The organism is Streptomyces carpinensis, from assembly GCF_002154505.1.
GTDB classification, from domain to species: domain Bacteria; phylum Actinomycetota; class Actinomycetes; order Streptomycetales; family Streptomycetaceae; genus Streptomyces; species Streptomyces carpinensis.
The window spans coordinates 1-551 of sequence record NZ_MUBM01000749.1; the positions used below are offsets into that span (position 1 = coordinate 1).

General features: G+C 67.3%; 1 protein-coding gene and 1 pseudogene. Both read right to left on the reverse strand.

Translation table 11 applies throughout. From position 1 onward, the window contains the following. Positions 1-322, reverse strand: a pseudogene (locus tag BZY54_RS48510) (catalase/peroxidase HPI); the annotation flags it as partial. 24 nt (positions 323-346) lie between these two features. Further along, positions 347-551 (reverse strand): Fur family transcriptional regulator (locus BZY54_RS48515; protein WP_208641008.1); only part of this gene is annotated, 205 nt, incomplete at its 5' end.

Here is a 551-nt window from a genome sequence, read left to right on the forward strand (position 1 = left end):
AGGCCATACGGATGATCAGCGGGCCGTAGTGGCCGAAGTCGGCGGGCCACCAGTCCTGCGAGGTCGTGAGGACCTCGGCGATGTCCCGCTTCACGGCCGGCAGGTCGAGGGACTCGAACGCCTTGGCGTAGTCGAACTCCTCACCGAAGGGGTTGGCCACGGCAGGGTTCTTGGCAAGGATCTTCAGATTCAGCCGCTCAGGCCACCACTGACGGTTTCCGCCACCCTGAGTCGGGTGCGCAGCGCGCCCGTGCGCGACCGGGCAGCCGCCTCCGGCCTCCGTCTTGGCGTCGGTGACGACTGCATCGTGGTTCTCGGACATGGGAATCCTTCCGGACTGGGCGGATCACTGTGCTGAGGAACTACGGCTGGTGGAACATTCGGGGCACAGGCCCCAGTAGATGACCTCGGCCTCGTGTATCGCGAAGCCGTGGTCGTCGGACGCGGTCAGGCAGGGTGCCTCGCCCACCGCACAGTCGACGTCGGCGACGGCACCGCACGACCGGCACACGACGTGGTGGTGGTTGTCCCCGACACGGCCCTCGAACCGG